Origin of the sequence: Mesorhizobium sp. M9A.F.Ca.ET.002.03.1.2 (assembly GCF_003952365.1) — a bacterium.
In the GTDB taxonomy this organism is placed as follows: Bacteria; Pseudomonadota; Alphaproteobacteria; order Rhizobiales; family Rhizobiaceae; genus Mesorhizobium.
Window position 1 is genome coordinate 6,312,197 of sequence record NZ_CP034443.1, and the last position, 12,280, is coordinate 6,324,476.

Here is a 12,280-nt window from a genome sequence, read left to right on the forward strand (position 1 = left end):
CCGACACAATCGCAGCCGATAAAGCCCGCCGAAACAAGGGGTTCGGGCCATGACCACGGCACGGAAATTCGACATTATCGACAGCGGCGCCCGCGAATTGCCCGCACGGCTGCGGCCGGCCGATGGCCATGCACCGAGGCCGGCAGGCCAAACGGCTGGACCATTCGAGATCGCCGCGGACGAGCGCCCAGGTCCGACCATGCGCGATGCGCTGACAACCGGCCTGCTGGTGATCTACCCGGCTTTTGCCACTGTGGCGGCCATCGTCGCCGGGCTTTTTCTGGCCGGCGCCGGCGGCGCCTGAGTAACCCCACCCGCGCCTTCGGCGTGACCTCCCCACAAGGGGACGCTATGTCGGCCGCTTGAAGGCCTTCCTCTCCGCCTCCACCTGCTCGCGGCAGACGCAGCCTTCGAGATGGTCGTTGACCAGCCCCATGGCCTGCATGAAGGCGTAGACGGTGGTCGGGCCGACAAAGCTCCAGCCACGCTTCTTCAATTCCTTCGAAATGCGGACCGAGACCGCCGTCGTCGGGTTGGCGCGCAGATGGGCGAGATCGACGATTTCGGGCCGTTCGTCGGGGCCGGGTTCGAACGTCCAGAACCAGGCCGCCAGCGAGCCGGCCTCGTCGGCCAGTTCGCGGGCGCGCTTGGCGTTGTTGATGGTCGAGACGATCTTGCCGCGGTGGCGGATGATGCCGGCATTGCCGAGCAGACGCTCGACATCCTCGTCGGTGAAGGCGGCGATCTTGTCGACATCGAAGCCGGCGAAGGCCTCGCGGAAATTCTCGCGCTTGCGCAGTATCGTCAGCCAGGACAGGCCCGACTGAAAGCCTTCGAGACAGATTTTTTCGAACAGCCTGCGGTCGTCGGTGACCGGCCGGCCCCATTCGTGATCGTGGTAGTGCAAATAATCCGGTAGGTTGCCGTGCCAGAAGCAGCGCGCGATACCATCGGGGCCGGCGAGCAGGCCTGTTTTTTCATGCATGGCGAAATTCCATTCGTTAAGGCGCTTTCTGCACCGCTTTACCCCGGCTTTACCAGATTCCTGAACCGGCCGGTAACCACACCAAGAGGTTTACTGACAAAGCAGCATTTTACGCATTCCGATTCACGTTTCGGTTGCCGCTCCGCACCCAATGTCCCGGCAACCGGGGACGCTTTTCGCCCGGCATGTTCGACGATCAAGGTGCGTTCCGATGAAGAGATTTTTGTTCCCGCTGCTCGGCGCCGCGGCCGTACTGGCCGCTGCCGCTACATCCTCCAGCGCCAATGACCGTTATGCCGACCGGCCGCCGGTGGTGGTGAGCCCCGACCTTTCGGCGCCTTGGGTGCTGCAGCTTGGCCACGCCCCGGGCATCGTCCGGCCGAACCGGCAAGAGATGCAAAAGCCGCAGCGCCGTTATCAGCGGCAGGCGCAACCCGCCCGACTGCACACGGCGGCGGTGCAGGCGCCGGCCAAGAAGCGCATGATTGCGCGCCCGCAGATCGACCCGATCTACCTGCCGCAGGAAGTTGCCTATGACGGCCCGCACAAACCGGGCACGGTCGTCATCGATACGAGGGAGAATTTTCTTTATCTGGTTGAGAACAACGGCAAGGCGCGGCGCTATGGCGTCGGCACCGGCAAGCCGGGCTTCGAATGGGCCGGCAAGCACAAGATCACGCAGAAGAAGGTCTGGCCCGAATGGCGACCGCCGGCGGAGATGATCACGCGCGAGGCCGCCAAGGGCCGCTATTTGCCGACCTATGTCGCCGGCGGCGTCGAGAACCCGCTCGGCGCGCGCGCGCTTTATCTCGGCTCGACGCTCTACCGCATCCACGGCACCAACCAGCCCTGGACGATCGGCGGCGCCGTGTCGTCGGGCTGCATCCGCATGCGCAACGAAGATGTTGTCGACCTCTATGAACGAGTCAATGTCGGCACGACGGTCGTGGTGATATAATCCTGGCTGCGAATCACATCGTGCAGAAAGCGGAAAGCTTTTCGAGACCAGTCGAAGGGTAACGGGGGACGGGCCGTGTGGGGATGCGGCCAGTCGCGAAAGGGCAGCGCAATAAACCGCGCTGCCCTTTTCGTTTCTGCTGACATCCGGTTGGCGGGTCGCAGGCTCGCCGGCATGTCGCGCGACAGGCATAGCGGTTCGCTTTCCCGCTGCCCCTCTTGGTCTTTTTTTGCTATGTCGGCAGCAGTGCTTCCAGACAGAAGGGTTCATTCATGTCCCTGTCCGACGACAGCCGCTATCTCAGGGGCGGCCCGGTCGCCCAGCGCATCATCGCTTCCGTGCGCGAGGATGCGGCGATCGCCACCGCCGAAGGTTTTCCGCCCAAACTGGTGTCGATCACCGTCGGCGACACCGCCGCGGTCGATGTCTATGTGCGCAACCAGCGTGCCAAGGCGGACCTGGCCGGCATCGGCTTCGAGGAGAGGCGGTTTGCCGCCGACATCACATCAGGCGAACTCGAAGCGGCGATCCATGGCCTGAATGCCGACCCGCGCGTCACCGGCATCATCATCCAGCGGCCGGTGCCGGTGCATATCCCGATCAGGACGCTTCAGGCGGCGGTGCATCCGCTCAAGGATGTCGAGGGCATGCACCCGGCCTCGATCGGCAACATCGTCTACAACCAGCTCGACCTTGCGCCCTGCACGGCGGCCGCCTCGGTCGAACTGCTCAGGGAAACCGGGCTCGACCTCAAGGGGCTCGAGGTCGTCATCGTCGGCCATTCAGAGATCGTCGGCAAGCCGATCGCCTTCCTGCTGATGAGCGAGGGCGCGACGGTGACGGTCTGCCACCACATGACGCGTTCGGTGGCGGCGCACGCGCGGCGCGCCGATGCGCTGTTCGTCGCGGTCGGCAAGCCGCGGCTGATCAAGGCCGACATGGTCAAGCCCGGTGCGGCCGTCATCGACATCGGCATCAATTCGGAAACCGGCCCTGACGGGGAAAGCCGCATCGTCGGCGACGTCGATACCGAGAGCGTCAGGCATGTCGCGTCCTGGATCACGCCGGTGCCGGGCGGCGTCGGGCCCATCACCGTGGCGATCCTGCTGCGCAACACGATGGTGGCGCTGAGCCGCCAGCGCGCGCTCTACCAGGCGACCTACGGCGTGGTGGATAAGCTCGCGGCGGAATAGGCGCCGTGAGCAGTTGATCAAGTGAATTGCGGCACGTGGCAGCTGATCCGAGAGTGATCGTCCCAGAAGACGTAGAGCATTCCGCCGCTGCCCCAGAAGAAGCCGGCGAATGAATCGAACTGGAGAAGAAATTTCATTTTCCGATCTGTTCCGGGAACAAGCGGAAACTGCGGTCCCTGAACCCACGAGGGTAAGCCACCAAGCCGAAACAGGTTTTGCCGCGAATTGCTTGTCAACCACGACTGCCTGAGCCATCGCTGCGGCGTCGGCGCCAGACGGGCGATGCTCTCCTTGGTCGATGGTCCGGACGTGAAGTCTTCGGAAGAATGGAACGGCGCGATTGGTGTCGGCACTCCAGCGGCGTCATGGGAATAGTAGGTCGGCTCGAGAGACCCCTCGCAAGTCTCAAGGCGGAGGCGAGGAAATGCACCTCTTTGCTCTCCAATATCCTCCAAGGTGACGAGATGCACCAACCTTTTGCCGCAAGCCGGACAGGTGGCCATCCCCTCGCCGCCAACCGCAAATGACGGTCCTGCCCCCGGAAGGTGCCAGGTGGGATGGTTGCGATGCGTCGGAAAAGACATGTCGCTCGGAGCGCCCTGCTCAAAGATGAAGTGATGGCAAGCGGGCGGCGAACGAGGATCATCATGCGTCAGCCAGTCCGCGAAATCGGGAATGTCGCCCAAGGTGCTGTCTGGAAACAATTCTGGCGCCTGCAAGGCGACGTGAGCAAGCAAATCCTCGACATCTATTCCGCGTTTCACTTCTCCTTGCAGGAAAAATGCCAGACGGGCCAAATACGCATCGTCGAGAAACGAAATCACGTCGTCAATCAGACTAGTCTGGTGAACGTCGGCTTTGACGGCCGCCTTTATCAGCGCAAATAGGAATTCGGACCCGCCCTTGAGATGCCGGGCCGCGATTGCCGTGCAGTCTTCATAGCGTGCCTGGATTGTCGCGCGCGGCGTCTTCGATAACAGCCGAACGATGGTTTCAATCTCTAATGATTCCAAATCGGACATCGGCCTATTCTCATGAGCGAATGCAGAGCAATCAACTCATTCTTGGTGGTTCGCCGCCATAGGCCCAGTCGAGCAGTTTTATCGTGTGCACCACCGGCATCTTCGCGGCGGAAGCGATCTGGGTGATGCAACCGATATTGCCGGTGGCGACGATTTCAGCACCGGTCGCCTCGATATTCCTGACCTTGCGGTCGCGCAGCCGAGCCGAAATCTCGGATTGCAGGATGTTGTAGGTGCCAGCCGAGCCGCAGCACAGATGCCCCTCGCGCGGCTCGCGCACGACGAAGCCGGCCTTGGCCAGAAGCTCCTTGGGCTGGCGGGTGATCCTCTGGCCGTGCTGCATCGAGCAGGCGGAGTGATAAGCGACGACCGTGCCGGGCTTGCGTACCGGCTCGGGCAGGTCGAGGCTTGCCAGGTATTCGGTGACGTCCTTGGCTAGCGCCGAGACGCGCGCCGCCTTGTCGGCATAGGCCGGATCGAGGCGCAGCATGAAGCCGTAATCCTTGATGGTGGTGCCGCAGCCCGACGCGGTGATGACGATGGCGTCCAGTCCGCCTTCTCCGATGGCCCGCGTCCAGGCATCGACATTGCGCCTCGCCGAGGCAAGTGCGGCGTCTTCCCTGCCCATGTGATGCACCAGCGCGCCGCAGCAGGCCTCGCCCTCGGGCACCACGACCTCGACGCCGAGCCGCGTCAGCAGCGCGATCGTCGTGTCGTTTATGCCGGGATCAAGCACGGATTGCGCGCAGCCGGTGAGGATGGCAACGCGGCCGATTTTTCTCGTGCCCTGCGCGGCATGGATGCCCGGCGAAGCCATTGGCGACGCCGTGGGAACCGAAGCCGGAGCAAGCCTGAGCATCGCGCCCAGCGGCTTCAGCGCCGGGACCTTTTCGAACAGGCCGGCGAATGGCTGGCCGAGCCTCGCCAGCTTAAGCGCGGCGCGAAAACGCGAGGGGTAAGGCAGGACGACGGCCAGCATGGCGCGCGTCAGCCGATCGGGCAGCGGGCGCTTGTAGGTCTCCTCGATATGGGCGCGGGCATGGTCGACCAGATGCATGTAGTTGACGCCGGACGGGCAGGTGGTCATGCAGGCGAGGCAGGACAGGCAACGGTCGATATGGGTGACGATCTCCTTGTCGGCGGGACGGCCGTTCTCCAGCATGTCCTTGATCAGGTAGATCCGCCCACGCGGCGAATCCAGCTCGTTGCCGAGCGTCACATAGGTCGGGCAGGTGGCCGTGCAGAAGCCGCAATGCACGCATTTGCGCAGGATCGTCTCCGATTCCGCGACATGCGGATCGGCAAGCTGGGCAAGCGAAAAATTGGTCTGCACGCGAGGAATCCTAAAGTCCGAGGAACCAGCTTTCCGGGTCTTTGACCGGCTCGCCGCGCTGCAGCGCCTGCAGGCCGAGAATGCAGCGGGCGATGAACCAGACGGCGACGGCGAACATCAGCACGACGCCTATCGCCACCATCATCAGCACAACCGAGATCAGTGCATAAAGCAGGCCGATCCAGAAGGTGCGGATCAGGAATGTGTAGTGGCTCTCGACGAAGCCACCTGATTTGCCGCGGTTGATATAGGCCAGAACGATGCCGACAATAGCGGTGACGCCGATGACGAGGCTGGCGAGATAAAGGATGTAGATGACCAGTGCGTTGGTCGAACCTGGTTCCAGCCAGCGGTCGGTCTGGCGCGGTGCGGGTTTGCCGGAATCGGTCGGGCCTGGATTGATGTCGCTCATGACGCTGCTCCCTCGGTTGCCGGGCCAAGAGTAGCAGAGCCTGCAGCCGGCGCCATACGGCCGGGGTTGAGGATGTTCTTCGGATCGAATTCGGCTTTGAGCCTTGCCGACAAAGCTGCCAGTTGCGGCGCCTGCGGCTCGAACACCGGCACGGCGGCGCGATGCGACGGGGCGGCGCGCACCAGCGTCGCGTGGCCGCCGCCATGTTTTCTGATCAGTCGGCGCAGCAGATCGGCTTCGGGATCGCCATGCTCCATGCGCAGCCAGATCAATCCGCCCTGCCAGTCATAGAAAGCATCGACCGCCGCCTGCATGCGCAGCGCCAGCACCATCTGGTGGCCTTGTGACGGCGCCATGGAGACGCGCCACACCGGTTTTTCCGAACCATCGGCGAATGGGGCGCAATCCCTGACATCACGCCAGATGGAATGCGAGGCTTCGCCCGCAATCTCCTCCAGCGGGCCGGCATTGCGGAGCAGATCCTTCAGCGAGGCGATGCGGTAGGCAACCGACGGGCCAAAGCCTTCGACGCGCAGCAGCGTCGCCGCGGCGCTGCCGAGACTGCCGCCGGCAACCCGCGCCGCGACGCGTTCGGGAAGGTGCGCAGCGCTCGACACTTCGGCGCTGGAACCAAGCGCGAGCGCCATGGCGGCGGCGGCATGGTCGTCGAGCAGGCCGCGCAGAGCGAGCGTGACTTCGGTCTCGGCTGATGGCAGCACCTTGAAGGTGACATCGGTGAACACGGCCAGCGTGCCCCAGCTGTTGGCCATCAGCTTGGACAGATCGTAGCCGGTGACGTTCTTGACGACGCGGCCGCCAGACTTGAAGGCCTCGCCACGCCCAGAAACCACCGAGATGCCGAGGATGTGGTCGCGCGCCGCACCCGCCTTCAGCCGGCGCGGCCCGCAAAGGTTCGCGGCAAGCACGCCGCCGATCGTGCCTTTTCCCGGTTTGCCGCCGAGCAGTGGGCCATAGTCCATCGGTTCGAACGCAAGCTGCTGGCCGTTTTCGGCAAGCAGGCTTTCGATCTCGGCCAGCGGCGTGCCTGCTTTTGCCGACAGCACCAGTTCGGCCGGCTCGTAGAGCGTGACGCCGGTGAGTTTCGACAGGTCGAGCGTGTGTTCGGCCTGCAGCGGACGGCCGATGCCGCGCTTGGAACCATGGCCAAGGATTTCAAGCGGCGAGTCTTCGGCCACCGCCCAGGCGACGGTGGCGAGGGTTTCGGCTGCGGTGGATGGGGTGAAGGTGGTCATGGGCGCAGAACCTGGGTTCCTCGCCCCCACAACGTGGGGGAGAGGTGGTTTGCGAAGCAAACCGGAGAGGGGGCAATCATAGAGCGCCACCTCCTGACTTCTTGGCTGCGAAAGGCGAAGCTGCGACATTTCGATAGGGGCTGTGTTCGACTCTCAGCCCGATCCAGAGAGTCGTTTCGGCATGCTTTTCGCCATGGCGAAGCGCGCGGGAGCGGGCGATCTTTTCGAGCGAGCGCCGGCTCGGCGCATCGGCCGCCCCCCTCTCCGTCTCGGGCTTCGCCCGAGCCACCTCTCCCCCGCTTCGCGAGGGCGAGGAACCCCTATCCTGGAACGCCGTCGTCTGACGATCTTGGAATGCTGGGGAATGAGGCAGCAAGACTTGGGTTCCTCGCCCCCACAAAGTGGGGGAGAGGTGCCTCGCGCAGCGAGGCGGAGAGGGGGCAATCATAGGGCGACGCCTCCAACCGTCTTGGCCGCAAAAACGAACCGAAGGTCCGAGGCGACCACGTCTTCGGCTAATCGCCCTTCCAGTACCGCGAGAATGGTCTCGCAAACGCTTCTCGGTTTTTTCAGAACATCGACATTCCAGAAGCGCAAGACCGAAAACCCCTCGCCACGCATGAATTCGTCGCGCCGTCTGTCGTAGGAATTCTCGGCATGTTGACTTCCGTCCAACTCGACAACGAGCTTTTCGCCTCGGCACACAAAGTCGGCGAAATACGGCCCAATCGGCATCTGCCTTACAAATTTGTAGCCACCTAGTTTTTTGGCTTTCAACTCGTACCAGAGAGTTGCTTCCGCTTGATTGTCCCCCTGGCGAAGCGCGCGTGCGCGAGCGATCCTTTCAGGCGAACGCCGACTAGGCGGATCGGGCGTCCCCCTCTCCGTCTCGGGCTTCGCCCGAGCCACCTCTCCCCCGCTTCGCGGGGGCGAGGAACCCCTATTCTGAGTCGTCATCACCTCAAAACCTCGGAATGTCCGGAAACGCCATCTGCCCCCGGTGCACATGCATGCGTCCGAGTTCTGCGCAGCGGCGCAGCTGCGGGAACACCTTGCCGGGATTGAGCAGATGGTTGGGGTCGAAAGCGCATTTGACCCGCATCTGCTGGTCGAGATCGATCTGGTTGAACATCTCCGGCATCAGATCGCGCTTCTCCACGCCGACGCCATGCTCGCCGGTCAGCACGCCGCCGACCTTGACGCAGAGCCGCAGGATGTCGGCGCCGAAGCTTTCCGCCTTGTCGAGCTCGCCGGGCACGTTGGCGTCATAGAGGATCAGTGGATGCAGATTGCCGTCGCCGGCGTGGAAGACATTGGCGACGCCGAGGCCGTATTTTTCGGACAGTTCGCGCATGCCATGCAGCACGCGCGGCAGTTCCTTGCGCGGGATGGTGCCGTCCATACAGTAATAATCGGGCGAGATGCGGCCGACCGCCGGGAAGGCAGCCTTGCGGCCGGCCCAGAAGCTCAGCCGTTCCTGCTCCGACTGCGAAATGCGGCAGGTGGTCGAGCCGTTCCTGTAGGCGATGGCCTCGACCAGGCCGATGAGGTGATCGACCTCCACCCCCGGCCCGTCGAGCTCGACGATCAGCAGCGCCTCGACATCCAGGGGATAGCCGGCATGGACGAAATCCTCGGCGGCATGGATCGCCCGGCGGTCCATCATCTCCATGCCGCCCGGAATGATGCCGGCGCCGATGATGTCGGCGACGCATTGGCCGCCCTGCTCGCTGGTCGGAAAGCCGATCAGAAGCGCGCGCGCCGTCTCCGGCTTCTTTAGGATGCGCACGGTGACCTCGGTGACGACGCCGAGAAGCCCTTCGGAACCGGTCATGATCCCGAGCAGGTCGTAGCCCTCGCTGTCCAGATGCTTGCCGCCGAGCCGCACCACCTCGCCATTCATCAGCACCATCTCAATGCCGAGCACGTTGTTGGCGGTGAGGCCATATTTCAGGCAATGCACGCCGCCGGAATTTTCTGCGACATTGCCGCCGATCGAGCAGGCGATCTGGGAGGATGGATCGGGGGCGTAGTAGAAACCCTCCTGCTCGACGGCGGTGGTGATGCCGAGATTGGTGACGCCCGGCTGGGCGACGACGATGCGGTTGGGAAAATCGATCTCGAGGATGCGGTTGAAGCGGCTCATGACCATGAGCACGGCGTCTTCGAGCGGCAGCGCGCCGCCGGACAGCGAGGTGCCGGAGCCGCGCGGCACGACGCGGATGTTGCGGGCGCTGCAATATTTCAGCAGGCGGGAAACCTGCGCCACCGTTTCGGGCAGCACCACGACCAGCGGCAATTGCCGATAGGCGGTAAGGCCATCGCTCTCGAAGACGCGCATGGCGTTGGCAGCGTCGACAACGCCTTCGCCCGGCACGATGATGCGCATATCGGCGACGATCTCGTCGCGCCGGCGCATCGTGGCTTCGTCTGGCTTCGGCATCAGCAAACCGGACATCAACAGTCTCCTTCGATCAACTGGTAAAAATCTTTTACCAGCAGCGAACGCCTGTTGCAAATCCTGCTTCGGCCGAAATCGAGCGCCGATGCCGGGCTGCCTTCCGCAGCGGCAATCCGCCGCGATGGTCATCTCCCCTTGGAGGCAGGGTCGCGAACGAACGGAGCAGGGGGTGGGCTCGGCGCAGGGATGCGCTTTACGAGCACCCCCGTCTCACGATCTTCGCTTCGCTTCGATCATGAGCCGACCCTCCCCACAAGGGGAGGGTAAAGGCGTGCCTACTCGGCCGCCGGCTTGGCGGGTTCGGAGTGCTGGCGGCGCACGCGGCGCACGCCCCACCAGACGAGCAGGATGGCGAGCGGTACCGAGGCGGCGGTGACGACCTCCGGCGCAAAGGTATGGCCGAAGATCGAGACCCCCTTGGCGACGTAGCCGACGAGGCCGACGACGTAGTAGGAGACGGCGGCGACCGAGAGACCCTCCACCGTCTGCTGCAGCCGCAATTGCAGACGGGCGCGGTTGTTCATCGAAGCCAGCACATCGCGGTTCTGTTTCTCGACCTCGACATCTACCCAGGTGCGCAGCAGCGTGGTGGCGCGAGTGAGCTTCGTCGACAGATTGGCCTGACGCTCCTCGACCGAACGGCAGGTGCGCATGGCCGGCGCCACGCGGCGCTGCAGGAAACCGCCCCAGGTGTCGTAGCCGGGCACCGCCTCTTCCTCCAGCGCCTCCAGCCGTTCGCGGACGATGCCGTCATAGGCGCGGCTGGCGCCGAAGCGGTAGAGGCTGGAGGCGGCATCGGCCTCAAGCTCGGCGGCAAGCTCGGTCAGGTCGGCAAGCAGCGTCTGGCTGTCGCGGGTTTCGGCGACCTTCATTTCCAGCGTGGCCTGCGCCAGCCGGTCCTCGATGCGGCGCGTGCGCGCGGACAGCGTCAGCGCCAGCGGCAGGCCAAGCATGGCCAGAGTGCGGTAGGTTTCAATGTCGATCAGCCGTTGCGCCAGCGCGCCGGTGCGTGCCGGCGTCAGGCCGCGGTCGAGCGCCAGCATGCGGGTCATGCCGTCGCCGTCCTGGCGGAAATCGGTGACGATGGCGGCGTTGCCGCGCTCGACCAGCGAATAGCAAAGGCTGGTCGTGTCGAAGCCGGCGATCAGCTTTTCGCTCGCCTGCGTCCACTTCCTGATTTCGAGCCTGATGCCGGAGATCACCGTTCCAGGCGGTGAAAACCCGTGGCCGAACGGCGAATCTTCCTGAGCCCTGCCGCTTTCTGCGAGCGGCCCTTCCCATAGATAGGTCGAGAATTCCGTGTGCCGCTCCCAGCGCAGCGAGCCCTTGCCCCACTTCATCGCGTGGTGGCGGGCATGAGGGTCGGGCGCGGCGATGCCGAGGCGCCGTGACAATTCGGAAAGCACGGCCTGGTCGACGCCGGACCCGCCTTCGGTCATGAAGGAAAGCTGCACCAGCACACGCGGTTTCTCGACCAGCGGATGCGGACGGGCGTGAACCTCGCCGAGCGCGCCGGGCCGTCCCTCATGCGCTGGAAAGCCCATGACGCTGCCCTTGACGCGGGGCTGGAATTCGAAATTGGATGGGTCGTCTGCCACGGCTGGTCCCCCGGGCTTCGCTGAAACAGGCTTCGCTGAAACCCTTGGTGCAATCGCGTCCCTCTAGAGCCAATTGCCGGGGGACGCAAACAACAAGTTAGCCGAGAGCAATATACTGCCGCGGCGTCACAACCGGCCATACGGCCGAATTGGATAAATAATTTGACCAGTTGGCGACACTGGCTTTATCCTGGGTGACATCGGTTCAATCCCTCAGGCGCCCCCGTTGAGCGACATTTTCTCCAGGATCGAGCATTCCCGCACCGCCGACGAGGTGGTGCAGCAGATCGAGAGCCTGATCCTCGAAGGAATCTTACGCACCGGCGACAGGCTGCCGGGAGAACGCGAGCTGGCGCGCCGGTTCGAGGTGTCGCGGCCGATCCTGCGCGATGCGCTGAAGGCGCTGGAAGGGCGCGGGCTTTTGACCACGCGACCCGGCGGCGGCACCCATGTCGCCGATGTCATCGGCCAATTGTTCACCAGGCCGGTGACGGACCTGATTTCCATGCACCGCAAGGCGGCGACCGACTATCTGGAATACCGCCGCGAGATCGAGGCGGTGGCGGCCGAGTACGCGGCGCGGCGCGCCACATCGGACGATCTGGCGCTGCTCGACCGCATCATGGCGCGCATGGACGAGGCGCACCGGACCGGCAATTTCGACGACGAGGCGGAAATCGACGTCGAGTTCCACCACGCGATCTGCGAATGCGCGCACAACATCATCCTCTTGCACACATTGCGCTCGTGCTACCGGCTGCTGTCGGAGGGCGTGTTCCAAAACCGGCTCCTGGTGTTCAATGTGCCGGGCGCGCGCGAAGCGCTGCTTTCGCAGCACCGGGCGATCCATGCGGCGGTGAAAGCCGGCGATCCGGCCGCCGCACGGCAGGCGGCGATGGATCACATCACCCATGTCGAACGCACCATGGCCGAGGCCGAGCGCAGCGGCGACTGGCAGCGCGTGTCGCGGCTGAGGCTCAAGCAGCGCTCCGAAGCCGGCGACAGCGAGCCGCCAAGGAAACGCTCGTGAGCGCCGGGGAAGAAAAATCAACAACGACGAATTAG

12 protein-coding genes are annotated in these 12,280 nt (G+C 64.1%); 4 read left to right on the forward strand and 8 right to left on the reverse strand.

Going from position 1 to position 12,280, the window contains the following annotated elements:
- Nucleotides 1-49 precede the first annotated feature (49 nt).
- Entirely contained in the window at nucleotides 50-304 is a 255-nt protein-coding gene (locus EJ066_RS30730; protein ID WP_126043612.1) for a hypothetical protein, read from the forward strand.
- A gap of 45 nt (nucleotides 305-349) precedes the next feature.
- Here the strand turns inward: EJ066_RS30730 and EJ066_RS30735 are convergent, their stop codons facing one another.
- A complete protein-coding gene (locus EJ066_RS30735; RefSeq protein WP_126043613.1) occupies nucleotides 350-985 on the reverse strand; it encodes a DNA-3-methyladenine glycosylase I in 636 nt (211 codons plus the stop codon).
- Nucleotides 986-1,196: 211 nt separating this feature from the next.
- On the opposite strand from EJ066_RS30735, the gene EJ066_RS30740 reads away from it, so the two are divergent.
- The gene (locus EJ066_RS30740; RefSeq protein ID WP_126043614.1) at nucleotides 1,197-1,943 is read left to right on the forward strand and encodes a L,D-transpeptidase; all 747 of its coding nucleotides are present in this window, start codon (nucleotides 1,197-1,199) and stop codon (nucleotides 1,941-1,943) included.
- Between the two features lie 272 nt (nucleotides 1,944-2,215).
- Nucleotides 2,216-3,136: a bifunctional 5,10-methylenetetrahydrofolate dehydrogenase/5,10-methenyltetrahydrofolate cyclohydrolase gene (locus tag EJ066_RS30745; protein WP_126043615.1), complete on the forward strand. Its 921-nt coding sequence runs from the start codon at nucleotides 2,216-2,218 to the stop codon at nucleotides 3,134-3,136.
- A gap of 17 nt (nucleotides 3,137-3,153) precedes the next feature.
- On the opposite strand, the gene EJ066_RS30750 is transcribed toward EJ066_RS30745, so the two are convergent.
- The 7 genes from EJ066_RS30750 to EJ066_RS30785 all read right to left on the reverse strand — a co-directional run bounded on the left by EJ066_RS30750 (nucleotide 3,154) and on the right by EJ066_RS30785 (nucleotide 11,215).
- Nucleotides 3,154-4,158 (reverse strand): hypothetical protein, encoded by a 1,005-nt coding sequence (locus EJ066_RS30750; protein WP_126043616.1) that lies wholly within the window; start codon nucleotides 4,156-4,158, stop codon nucleotides 3,154-3,156.
- A gap of 31 nt (nucleotides 4,159-4,189) precedes the next feature.
- On the reverse strand, nucleotides 4,190-5,491 hold the full coding sequence (glcF, locus tag EJ066_RS30755; RefSeq protein ID WP_126043617.1) for a glycolate oxidase subunit GlcF: 1,302 nt from the start codon (nucleotides 5,489-5,491) through the stop codon (nucleotides 4,190-4,192).
- 10 nt (nucleotides 5,492-5,501) lie between these two features.
- Entirely contained in the window at nucleotides 5,502-5,903 is a 402-nt protein-coding gene (locus EJ066_RS30760) for a DUF4870 domain-containing protein (RefSeq protein WP_126043618.1), read from the reverse strand.
- Nucleotides 5,900-7,156, reverse strand: coding sequence for a glycolate oxidase subunit GlcE (gene glcE, locus EJ066_RS30765; protein ID WP_126043619.1), 1,257 nt, complete (start codon nucleotides 7,154-7,156; stop codon nucleotides 5,900-5,902). The genes EJ066_RS30760 and glcE overlap by 4 nt, the downstream gene beginning before the upstream one ends.
- A 444-nt stretch (nucleotides 7,157-7,600) precedes the next feature.
- Nucleotides 7,601-8,113 (reverse strand): endonuclease domain-containing protein, encoded by a 513-nt coding sequence (locus EJ066_RS30775; protein WP_126043620.1) that lies wholly within the window; start codon nucleotides 8,111-8,113, stop codon nucleotides 7,601-7,603.
- Nucleotides 8,114-8,117: 4 nt separating this feature from the next.
- Nucleotides 8,118-9,614 carry an FAD-linked oxidase C-terminal domain-containing protein gene (locus EJ066_RS30780; protein WP_126043621.1) on the reverse strand — a complete coding sequence of 499 codons (1,497 nt, stop codon included), beginning with the start codon at nucleotides 9,612-9,614 and terminating at the stop codon, nucleotides 8,118-8,120.
- Between the two features lie 278 nt (nucleotides 9,615-9,892).
- A complete protein-coding gene (locus EJ066_RS30785) occupies nucleotides 9,893-11,215 on the reverse strand; it encodes a DUF3422 family protein (RefSeq protein ID WP_126043622.1) in 1,323 nt (440 codons plus the stop codon).
- Nucleotides 11,216-11,441: 226 nt separating this feature from the next.
- Here EJ066_RS30785 and EJ066_RS30790 point away from each other — a divergent pair, with 226 nt between their 5' ends.
- On the forward strand, nucleotides 11,442-12,245 hold the full coding sequence (locus tag EJ066_RS30790; protein WP_126043623.1) for an FCD domain-containing protein: 804 nt from the start codon (nucleotides 11,442-11,444) through the stop codon (nucleotides 12,243-12,245).
- The last annotated feature ends 35 nt before the right edge of the window (nucleotides 12,246-12,280 follow it).

Bases quoted from the DNA above. Each gene is read 5' to 3' on its own strand.
- EJ066_RS30760 (WP_126043618.1), bottom strand. From the start codon at position 5,903: ATGAGCGACATCAATCCAGGCCCGACCGATTCCGGCAAACCCGCACCG.
- EJ066_RS30775 (WP_126043620.1), bottom strand. From the start codon at position 8,113: ATGACGACTCAGAATAGGGGTTCCTCGCCCCCGCGAAGCGGGGGAGAG.
- EJ066_RS30735 (WP_126043613.1), bottom strand. From the start codon at position 985: ATGCATGAAAAAACAGGCCTGCTCGCCGGCCCCGATGGTATCGCGCGC.
- EJ066_RS30745 (WP_126043615.1), top strand. From the start codon at position 2,216: ATGTCCCTGTCCGACGACAGCCGCTATCTCAGGGGCGGCCCGGTCGCC.
- glcE (WP_126043619.1), bottom strand. From the start codon at position 7,156: ATGACCACCTTCACCCCATCCACCGCAGCCGAAACCCTCGCCACCGTC.
- EJ066_RS30740 (WP_126043614.1), top strand. From the start codon at position 1,197: ATGAAGAGATTTTTGTTCCCGCTGCTCGGCGCCGCGGCCGTACTGGCC.
- EJ066_RS30750 (WP_126043616.1), bottom strand. From the start codon at position 4,158: ATGTCCGATTTGGAATCATTAGAGATTGAAACCATCGTTCGGCTGTTA.
- EJ066_RS30780 (WP_126043621.1), bottom strand. From the start codon at position 9,614: ATGTCCGGTTTGCTGATGCCGAAGCCAGACGAAGCCACGATGCGCCGG.
- EJ066_RS30730 (WP_126043612.1), top strand. From the start codon at position 50: ATGACCACGGCACGGAAATTCGACATTATCGACAGCGGCGCCCGCGAA.